The 9,797-nt window shown below is 69.4% G+C and carries 10 protein-coding genes; 7 read left to right on the plus strand and 3 right to left on the minus strand.

What is annotated here, in order from left to right; translation table 11 throughout:
• Together ACNPM4_RS07970 and ACNPM4_RS07975 are read left to right on the plus strand one after the other, a co-directional pair.
• Positions 1 to 651 (plus strand): DMT family transporter (locus ACNPM4_RS07970; protein WP_448985330.1); only part of this gene is annotated, 651 nt, incomplete at its 5' end.
• Positions 651 to 1,259: an FMN-binding negative transcriptional regulator gene (locus ACNPM4_RS07975; RefSeq protein WP_448985331.1), complete on the plus strand. Its 609-nt coding sequence runs from the start codon at positions 651 to 653 to the stop codon at positions 1,257 to 1,259. The genes ACNPM4_RS07970 and ACNPM4_RS07975, both read left to right, overlap by 1 nt.
• Positions 1,260 to 1,266: 7 nt before the next feature.
• Here ACNPM4_RS07975 and ACNPM4_RS07980 read toward each other — a convergent pair whose 3' ends face one another.
• The 3 genes from ACNPM4_RS07980 to ACNPM4_RS07990 all read right to left on the minus strand — a co-directional run bounded on the left by ACNPM4_RS07980 (position 1,267) and on the right by ACNPM4_RS07990 (position 3,146).
• Entirely contained in the window at positions 1,267 to 1,716 is a 450-nt protein-coding gene (locus ACNPM4_RS07980) for a hypothetical protein (RefSeq protein WP_448985332.1), read from the minus strand.
• Between the two features lie 354 nt (positions 1,717 to 2,070).
• On the minus strand, positions 2,071 to 2,820 hold the full coding sequence (locus ACNPM4_RS07985; protein WP_448985333.1) for a hypothetical protein: 750 nt from the start codon (positions 2,818 to 2,820) through the stop codon (positions 2,071 to 2,073).
• Positions 2,817 to 3,146 carry a PadR family transcriptional regulator gene (locus tag ACNPM4_RS07990; RefSeq protein ID WP_181156257.1) on the minus strand — a complete coding sequence of 110 codons (330 nt, stop codon included), beginning with the start codon at positions 3,144 to 3,146 and terminating at the stop codon, positions 2,817 to 2,819. The genes ACNPM4_RS07985 and ACNPM4_RS07990 overlap by 4 nt, the downstream gene beginning before the upstream one ends.
• A 280-nt stretch (positions 3,147 to 3,426) precedes the next feature.
• Here ACNPM4_RS07990 and ACNPM4_RS07995 point away from each other — a divergent pair, with 280 nt between their 5' ends.
• The 5 genes from ACNPM4_RS07995 to ACNPM4_RS08015 form a co-directional block, all read left to right on the plus strand.
• Positions 3,427 to 3,516, plus strand: a complete 90-nt coding sequence (locus ACNPM4_RS07995) for a potassium-transporting ATPase subunit F (protein WP_036303189.1) — start codon at positions 3,427 to 3,429, stop codon at positions 3,514 to 3,516.
• On the plus strand, positions 3,516 to 5,195 hold the full coding sequence (gene kdpA / locus ACNPM4_RS08000; RefSeq protein ID WP_448985334.1) for a potassium-transporting ATPase subunit KdpA: 1,680 nt from the start codon (positions 3,516 to 3,518) through the stop codon (positions 5,193 to 5,195). The genes ACNPM4_RS07995 and kdpA overlap by 1 nt, the downstream gene beginning before the upstream one ends.
• Positions 5,196 to 5,197: 2 nt before the next feature.
• Positions 5,198 to 7,504 carry a potassium-transporting ATPase subunit KdpB gene (gene kdpB, locus ACNPM4_RS08005; RefSeq protein WP_448985335.1) on the plus strand — a complete coding sequence of 769 codons (2,307 nt, stop codon included), beginning with the start codon at positions 5,198 to 5,200 and terminating at the stop codon, positions 7,502 to 7,504.
• Between the two features lie 25 nt (positions 7,505 to 7,529).
• Positions 7,530 to 8,132: a potassium-transporting ATPase subunit KdpC gene (gene kdpC / locus ACNPM4_RS08010; protein WP_448985336.1), complete on the plus strand. Its 603-nt coding sequence runs from the start codon at positions 7,530 to 7,532 to the stop codon at positions 8,130 to 8,132.
• Positions 8,129 to 9,797: sensor histidine kinase (locus ACNPM4_RS08015; protein ID WP_448985337.1), on the plus strand; the 1,669-nt coding region annotated here is incomplete at its 3' end. The genes kdpC and ACNPM4_RS08015, both read left to right, overlap by 4 nt.

Here is a 9,797-nt window from a genome sequence, read left to right on the forward strand (position 1 = left end):
ACCACGACCCCCGCCAGTCACGGCGCCGTCGTGGTCGGCCTGCTGCCCGCCGCGACCGCCGTCGCCGTGGTGGTCCGCACCGGCGAGCGCCCGAACCGCTCCTTCTGGGTCTTCGCGATCGTCGGCGCGGTCGCCGCCGTCGTGTTCGCCGCCCTGCAGAACGGCGGACTCGGCTCCCTCACCGCTGCCGACCTGCTGCTGTTCGGTGCCGTGTTGGCCGCGGCGATCGGCTACGCGGAAGGCGGTCTGCTCGCCCGCGAGCTCGGCTCCTGGCAGACCGTGTCATGGGCGCTCATCGTCGCCGCTCCCCTCATGGGCGTCCTGACCGTGGTGTCGGCGATCCAGCAGCCGCCCGCGGCGAGCCCCGTGCAGTGGCTCGCATTCGGCTACCTCGCCGCCGTGAGCATGTTCCTCGGGTTCTTCGCCTGGTACCGCGGACTCGCGATCGGACCGATGGCGCAGGTGAGCCAGATCCAACTCGTCCAGCCCGTGATGAGCATCGCGTGGGCCGCCCTCCTGCTGCACGAGCCGATCGGCTGGGCCACCGCCGTCGGAGGTCTCGCCGTCATCGCCTGCGCCGCGCTCGCGGTGCGCACGCGCCTGAAAGACCGCCCCCGAACCGACCGGCCGCCCCGAGATGAGGAGTCCTGATGCGCCACACACCCCGCTACCTGATGACCGACCCCGACGAGGTCAAGCGCCTCATCCGCGGTAACCCGTGGGCGACGTTCGTCTCCCCGGCGAGCACCGGACTCGTCGCCTCGCACTACCCTGCGCTGCTCATCGAGGACGAGGAGGGCATCGTGATCGCCAGCCACTTCGGACGGCCCGACGACCAGCTCCACGAACTCGGTCGGCACGAGGTGCTCGTCATCATCCAGGGTCCGCACGACTACGTCTCACCGAGTCTGTATGCGCCGGGAGACCTGGTGCCCACGTGGAACCACGTGACCGCGCACCTCTACGGAACCCCCGAAATCCTCAGTGAGGAGGAGAACTACGCCATGCTCACGCAGTTGACCGACCACTTCGAGAACGGACGGGAGCACGGCCGGCATCTGTCGGAGGACGAGCCGGGCACTCGCCGAGCGGCGAAGGGCACGGTCGGCCTGCGGATACGCGTCGCCCGCTTCGATGCGCGCGCCAAGCTCAGCCAGAACAAGGCGCCCGAGGTGCGCGAGAACATCACCGCGCGGTTCGCCGAGACGAACAGCGCACTCGCGTCGGAGATGCGGCGAGTCAGCGGGGAGCGACCGTGATCGGTCTCTAGATGCAGGCCCAGCAGTACACGCGGTGGCCGGATGCGGCGGCACGGCGCGCGAGAGCGGCGAGGTCGCGGGCGAACGCGGCCAACTGCGCCGGATCCGCACCCGCGAGCTCTTCGGTCTGCGACCACGGCTCGGCCACCTCGGCCAGGCGCGCGTCGTCGGCTGCGGCGAGCGCCGATGCCAGAGCATCCGTCACCGTGATGATGATCCGGTCGTAGTCTTCGCTCATCGCGAGGTTGTGGCCGGCGCGGGGGTCTTCGGTCACGTCGTCGTACGGGGTGCCCGTCAGCAGCGCCTCGAGCGTGCCGAGCTGCACGACGGGATCGATGCCGCCGAGCGTGCCGGCGTCGAAACCGGTGTCCGTCGCGGTCGGCCCGCCCTCCACGTCGAGGACCGTCACGGCCTCTTCGTCGGATGCGGCGGAGAAGTAGTCGTAGATCACACTCATGCTCGACATCCTGCCAGTCCGTGCCGACGCCGAGCTGCCGTGACCCGAGGCCTCCGGCTGGCGGGAGCTGCACGAGGCCCAGGCAGCGAGTGTCGACCGCGGCGAGGTCGTCGGGATCGAGGGCGGCCACTACCTCCACCACACGCAGTCGCCCGAACTGGCGGCACAGACCCGCGCGTTCCTGGATTCGCTCGCGACGCCCTAACTCCGGTTTCGAATCGCGCGACCCCGGTCATCCGGGCCGACTCACCAGCCTCTCCCCGCTCACCACGGGTTCGCAATCCACCTATTGCCGAGCAGGTCTTGTCAGTAGGCGGCTAGGGGTCCACGCCCCGCAGGATAGGGACCGGGGGGCTAGGGGAGCTGCCGTTCAGACGGTGCTGCGGGTGGGTTCAGTGCGGTGCGTTGGCGGCCGGGCCGAATGGTCAGCACGATGACGACCGCAGTCAGGGCGATGATCGGCGCGGAGAACGGCAGGCTCAAGAACACGATCGTCGTGATCGCGCCGGAGGCGGCTACGAGAGCGGTGGCGATGACGGCCACGGTGCGTGAGGTCGCGCGGGCGAACGCGGGGAACAGGGAGATGGTGAGTGCGATCCCGATAAGCACGAACGCGGTGGCGGTGGTCGCGCCCCATATGGGAGGGAGGTTCGTCATGTCGGTGTCGACGCCCAGGTACCAGAGGACGTGTGCGCCCCCAGCGACGAGAATCCCGAGGCTGCCCAGTACAGCCGCCCCCCAGCGAGGATGAACCGTTGTGGGGCGGGATATCAGCCCCACAACGATCGCCCACAGACTGGCGAGAGGGGTGATGAAGAAACAAAGCACGTGGACGAGGGCTTCGTTCTGCTCGGTGAATGCGACGGCCACGATGGTCATAGCGACAGCAGCTGAGGCAACACTGATCGCCCCGAGCACCCAAGGCAGCACCTGTGTAATTCTCATTGCAAGCCCCTTTCGAGCAGCTGTTCGTGCTTCGAGGGGAACGAGTTCGGGGTGGGCGTCACGAGCCTCTTCGAGCATTCCGAAGAGCACGTGAGCGTTCACTTCTCTCCAGCGTCGCGGATAGGCTTTGAGGCTTCGTCGCAGGGGATCGGTGTTCATGCTTGTGCTCCCGCGGTCCGCACCTGCTGCAGTTTGAACTGTGCGCGTCGTGCCCGTTGGGCGAGCGCCTTCGCCTCGAGATCGAGAACGTGAAGCCCCGTCTCAGAGATCGCGTAGTACCGTCTCAACCTCCCGCCGACGATTTCATCCTGCGTCTGGGCGATCCACCCGAGTGCGAGGAGCTTCTCGAGTGCGGCGTACACGGTCGCGACACCTGGCCGTTGCCCCGTGAGCGTCGAGACTTCCTCGACGAGTGCGTATCCGTGGAGTGTGCGACCGGTGAGAGCAGTGAGAAGCGTGAACTGCAACGGTGACGGTGTCTTCATGACATCAACCCTAAAGAGTGGGCATATTCTGATCAACGAGAATATACCCACTCTCAGGAGGTCCTCAGTTGCATCCCGACGAGACCCACACAGCCAACCGCTGAGCCGGGTGTGAGCAACCCGCATGCATCCTCGGCGGGGGCGTAGGGGAACCGTCAGGATCGACGGATCCGCCCGCGCACGGGAGTTGTATCGGATCCGTGCTCGACATCATCTACATCGCGCTGACTCTCGCGCTGTTCGCCCTCGTGTCCCTGGTCGCCAAGGCGGTGGACCGCGCATGATCGTCTTCGAGATCATCGCGGCGGTCCTCGCCGTCGCCGCCGTCGTCTACCTCGTCGTCGCGCTCGTCGCGCCGGAGCGATTCTGATGGGTGCGGCGATCTGGTTCGGCATCCTGCAGCTCACGGCCGTCGTGGTCGTGCTCGTTCTGGTCTACCGCCCCCTCGGCGACTACATCGCCCGGGTGTACTCCTCGGCGAAGGACCTGCGCGTCGAGCGCGGCGTCTACCGGCTGATCGGCGTCGACTCGTCGTCCGAGCAGACCTGGCGCGCCTATGCCCGCAGCGTGCTCGCGTTCTCGGTCGTCGGGCTGCTGCTCGTTTACGGGCTGCAGCGCCTACAGGCGTTCCTGCCGCAGTCGCTCGGTCTCCCGGCCGTGCCCGAAGGGCTCGCTTTCAACACCGCGGCATCCTTCGTCGCGAACACCAACTGGCAGTCGTACTCGCCCGAGCAGACCGTGGGCTACACCGTGCAGCTCGCCGGCCTCACGGTGCAGAACTTCGTCTCGGCGGCGGTCGGACTCGCCATCGCGATCGCGCTGATCCGCGGCCTCGCGCGCCGGGGCTCGGCGACCATCGGCAACTTCTGGGTCGACCTGATCCGCGGTCTCGGCCGCATCCTCCTCCCGATCGCCCTGATCGGTGCGTTGGCGCTCCTCGCCGGTGGCGTGATCCAGAACTTCGCGGGCTTCACCGACATGACCACCGTGTCGGGCGGAACCCAGACCATTCCGGGCGGACCGGTCGCCTCGCAGGAGGCGATCAAGCTCCTCGGCACCAACGGCGGCGGCTTCTTCAACGCCAACTCCGCGCACCCGTTCGAGAACCCGACCGGGTTCACGAACCTGCTGGAGGTGCTGCTGATCCTCGTGATCCCGTTCTCCCTCCCCCGCACGTTCGGCCGCATGGTCGGCGACCACCGCCAGGGCTACGCCATCGCCGCGGTCATGGGCACGATCTTCCTGATCTCGACCTTCGCCCTCTCGGCGCTCGAGCTGGCCGGCCGCGGCAGCGCACCCGAGCTCGCCGGCGCCGCGATGGAAGGCAAGGAGGTGCGCTTCGGCATCCTCGGCTCCACGCTGTTCGGCAGCGCGAGCACGCTCACCTCGACCGGTGCGGTCAACTCGATGCACGACTCTTACACGGCGCTCGGCGGCATGATGCCGATGCTGAACATGATGCTCGGCGAGGTCGCCCCCGGCGGCGTCGGCTCGGGCCTCTACGGCATGCTCGTGCTCGCGATCATCGCCGTGTTCGTCGGCGGACTGCTCGTCGGGCGCACCCCCGAATACCTCGGCAAGCGCATCGGTCCGCGGGAGATCAAGCTCGCGAGCCTGTACATCCTCGTCGTCCCTGCACTGGTCCTCGGCGGCACCGCGCTGAGCTTCGCGATCCCCGGCATCCGGGAAGACGTGGAGTCGACCAGCATCCTGAACCCGGGCGTGCACGGCATGAGCGAGGTGCTCTACGCGTTCACCTCGGCGTCGAACAACAACGGCTCCGCCTTCGCCGGACTCACCGCGAACACGCCGTGGTTCAACACCGCACTCGGGATCGCGATGCTGCTCGGACGCTTCCTCCCCATCGTGCTCGTGCTGGCCCTCGCCGGCTCGTTCGCCGCGCAGGAGCGAGTGCCCGCCACCTCGGGCACGCTGCCCACCCACCGGCCGCAGTTCGTCGGCCTCCTCCTCACCGTGACGGTCGTCGTGACCGCCCTCACCTACTTCCCCGTGCTCGCACTGGGACCCCTCGCCGAAGGACTCGTCTGACCATGACTCTCATCACCACGCCTTCCGAATCCCCGTCCGAACAGCAGGATGCTGCGGCATCCGCCCCCGCGCAGCCGACGCGTTCCTTCGGCTGGTCACAGCTCGTCGAGGCCCTGCCCGGCGCCCTGCGCAAGCTGAACCCCGCAGCCCTCGTCCGCAACCCCGTGATGCTGCTGGTCTGGGTGGGCGCCGCGTTCGCGACCGTGCTGGCGATCGCCGAACCGTTCCTCGGCGGACCCACCGACTCGGGCGGCACCCCGGTCCCCGCGCCGTTCACCTGGGGCATCGCGGTGTGGCTCTGGCTGACGGTGCTGTTCGCGAACGTCGCCGAGTCCGTCGCCGAAGGCCGTGGCAAGGCCCAGGCCGCGAGCCTGCGCAAGACGCGCACCAGCACGATGGCCCGCCGTGTGGTCGGTTATGACGCGGCTTCGGATGCCGCCGCAGAACGTGCCGAGACCCTCGAGGTCTCTTCCGCCGAGCTGCAGCGCGACGACGTCGTAATCGTGACCGCCGGCGAGCTGATCCCCGGTGACGGCGACATCATCGCGGGCATCGCGACCGTCGACGAGTCGGCCATCACGGGCGAGAGCGCCCCGGTGATCCGCGAGTCGGGCGGCGACCGCAGCGCCGTCACCGGCGGCACCCGCGTGCTGTCCGACCGGATCGTGGTGCGCATCACCTCGAAGCCCGGTGAGACGTTCGTCGACCGGATGATCGCCCTCGTCGAAGGCGCCAGCCGCCAGCGCACCCCGAACGAGATCGCCCTGAACATCCTGCTCGCCAGCCTGTCGATCATCTTCGTGGTCGTGGTGCTCGCCCTGAACCCGATCGCCTCCTACGCGGCATCGCCCGTCAGCATCCCGGTGCTCATCGCCCTGCTCGTCTGCCTGATCCCGACCACCATCGGCGCACTGCTCTCGGCCATCGGCATCGCCGGGATGGACCGGCTCGTGCAGCGCAACGTGCTGGCCATGTCGGGGCGCGCTGTCGAGGCCGCGGGCGACGTCACCACGCTGCTGCTCGACAAGACCGGCACCATCACCTACGGCAACCGCCGTGCGCACGAGGTCCTGCCCCTCCCGGGCATCGACGCCGACGAGCTGCTGCGCGTCGCGGCCCTGTCGTCGCTCGCAGACCCCACCCCGGAGGGCGCCTCGATCGTCGAGCTCGCCGCCGCCCGCGGCATCCGCGTCACCGCTCCGGAGGATGCCGTCGTCGTGCCGTTCACCGCGCAGACCCGCATGTCGGGACTCGACCTCGCCGACGGCACGCAGATCCGCAAGGGCGCAGGCTCCGCGGTGCGGGCGTGGCTCGGGCTCGACGCCGAGGACGCGGAGCTCACCACCCGCACCGACACCGTCGCCGAAAGCGGCGGCACCCCCCTCGTCGTCGCCGTGCGGACCCCGGCGTCTGCCCCGGCATCCGCCCCGGCCCCGGCATCCGCACCTGCCCCGGCATCCGCACCTGCCCACTTGTCGGAAGAACGGACGGATGTCGGAGGAATCGCCGCGGAACGGTCCGACATCCGTGCGAACTCCCGACAGGTGTCCGACGAACAGGTGACGGAGGGCCGCATCCTCGGGGTCGTGCACCTCAAGGACATCGTCAAGGATGGTCTGCGCGAGCGGTTCGACGAGCTGCGCAGCATGGGCATCCGCACGGTGATGATCACGGGCGACAACCCGCTGACCGCGAAGGCCATCGCCGCCGAGGCCGGGGTCGACGACTTCCTCGCCGAGGCGACGCCCGAGGACAAGCTCGCCCTCATCCGCCGCGAGCAGGAGGGCGGGCGGCTGGTCGCGATGACCGGCGACGGCACGAACGACGCTCCCGCGCTCGCGCAGGCCGACGTCGGCGTTGCCATGAACACCGGCACCTCGGCCGCGAAGGAGGCCGGCAACATGGTCGATCTGGACTCCGACCCGACAAAGCTGATCGACATCGTGCGCATCGGCAAGCAGCTGCTCATCACCCGCGGCGCGCTCACCACGTTCTCGCTCGCGAACGACGTGGCGAAGTACTTCGCCATCATCCCGGCGATGTTCATGGGGGTCTTCCCCGGACTCGCGGCGCTCAACATCATGCAGCTGCACTCGCCGGCATCCGCCGTGACCAGCGCGATCATCTTCAACGCGATCGTGATCGTGTTCCTGATCCCGCTCGCCCTGCGCGGAGTGAAGTACCGCCCGGCGAGCGCCTCGCAGATCCTGCAGCGCAACCTGCTCATCTACGGACTCGGCGGCGTGATCGCCCCGTTCATCGGCATCAAGCTCATCGACCTCGTCGTCAGCCTCATCCCGGGCTTCTGACCCGGCTCGGAAAAGGAACCCAGACATGTCCTCCACTCGCACCGCGGCCCGCACCACCGGGGTCGCCATCCGCGCGATGCTCGTCCTCACCCTCGTGCTCGGCGTCGGCTACACGCTCCTCGTCACGGGCATCGGGCAGCTCGCTCTCCCCTGGCAGGCGAACGGCTCACCCCTCCCCGACGACAAAGGCAGCTCACTGATCGGCCAGCCGTTCACGGATGCCGACGGCGAGGCCCTGCCGGAGTACTTCCAGTCCCGCCCCTCGGCGGCCGGCGACGGCTATGACGGGGCGGGCTCCAGCGGCAGCAACCTCGGCCCGGAGAACCCCGACCTAGTCGCGGCCATCGCCGACCGTCAGGCCGCGATCGCGGAGCGCGAGGGCGTGAAGGCGTCCGAGGTGCCGGCCGACGCGGTCACCGCCTCGGGTTCGGGCCTCGACCCCCACATCAGCGTCGCCTACGCCCTGCTGCAGGTGCCGCGCGTGGCCGAGGCGCGTGGCGTTCCCGAACAGCAGGTGCAAGACCTCGTGGAGTCTAGGATTCAAGGGCGGGATCTGGGATTCCTGGGCGAGGAGCGCATCAACGTCGCCGAGCTCAACCTCGCGCTGGACGACCAGGAGGGCGAATGAGCGCAGATCGGACGCATCGCCCGGCACCGGAACACCCCCGTCGCGGCCGCCTCCGGGTGCTGCTGGGCGCCGCTCCCGGTGTCGGCAAGACGTTCGAGATGCTCGCCGAGGGGCGTCGCCTCCGCGAGGAGGGACACGACGTCGTCATCGCCATCGTCGAGACCCATGACCGCGCGGCCACGCTCGCGCAGACGGTCGGACTGCCCGAGGTGCCCCGTCGCGTCGAAGACCATCGCGGCATCGCCCTGACCGAACTCGACCTCGACGCCGTGCTCGCCCGGGCTCCCGAGATCGCGCTCGTCGACGAGCTCGCCCACACGAACACCCCCGGTTCGCGGCATCCGAAGCGCTGGCAGGACGTGGACGAGCTGCTGGACGCCGGCATCGACGTCGTCACCACCGTCAACGTGCAGCACATCGAGTCGCTCAATGCCGTGGTCGAGAAGATCACCGGCATCGCGCAGCAGGAGACGATCCCGGATGCCGTGGTGCGCGCCGCGGACGAGATCGAGGTCGTCGACCTCGCGCCGCAGTCGCTGCGGGACCGGCTCTCCGCCGGGCTCGTGTACCCGGCCGAGCGCATCGATGCCGCCCTGTCGAACTACTTCCGCCTCGGCAACCTCACCGCGCTGCGCGAGCTCGCCCTGCTTTGGCTCGCCGACGAGGTCGACAGCGCCCTGCGCACCTACCGTGCGGAGCAGGGGATCGAAGGGAACTGGCAGGCCAGGGAACGGGTCGTCGTCGCCCTCACCGGCGGCCCCGAAGGCGAGACCCTGCTGCGTCGCGGTGCACGGATCGCCGCCCGCTCGGCCGGCGGAGAACTGCTCGCGGTGCACATCTCGGCCCAGGACGGCCTGCGCAACGAGACCCCGGGGGCGCTCGCCACGCAGCGCACCCTCGTCGAATCGCTCAGCGGCAGCTACCACCAGGTCGTCGGCGACGACATCCCGGCCACCCTGGTCGAGTTCGCGCAGGGGGTGGACGCCACGCAGCTCGTCATCGGGGTCAGCCGTCGCAGTCGACTCGCCGCCGCGCTCACCGGTCCCGGCATCGGATCGGAGGTGATCCGCCGCTCGGGCGACATCGACGTGCACATCGTCACCCACGCGGCGGCGGGCGGTCGACTCGCCCTGCCACGGATGACCGGCGGGGCACTCGGCTGGCGGCGGCAGCTGCTGGGCTTCGCGGTGGCCCTCGTGTTCGGACCGCTGCTGTCGTGGCTGATGTTCACCTTCCGCAGCCCCGAGTCGATCACCGCCGAGGTGCTCGCCTACCAGCTGCTCGTGGTCGTGGTCGCCCTCATCGGCGGCGTCCGTCCTGCCGTGTTCGCGGCCGTGCTCTCCGGCGTCACACTCGACTTCCTCTTCGTCGCACCCCTGTTCACCATCACGATCGCGCATCCGCTGCACGTGCTCGCCCTCGCGCTGTACGTGCTCATCGCGATCCTGGTGAGCATCATCGTCGACCAGGCCGCCCGCCGTGCCCGCACCGCGCAGCGCGCCACCGCCGAGGCCGAGCTGCTCGCCGCGGTCGCCGGCAACGTGCTGCGGGGCGACAACGCGGTGCTGGCCCTCGCCAGCCGTACCCGGGAGGCGTTCGGGCTCAGCGGCGTGCGGGTGCTCTCCCCCGACGGCGAGGTGCTCGCCAGCGACGGGGAGCCGGTCG

Source organism: Microbacterium umsixpiens, assembly GCF_053543675.1.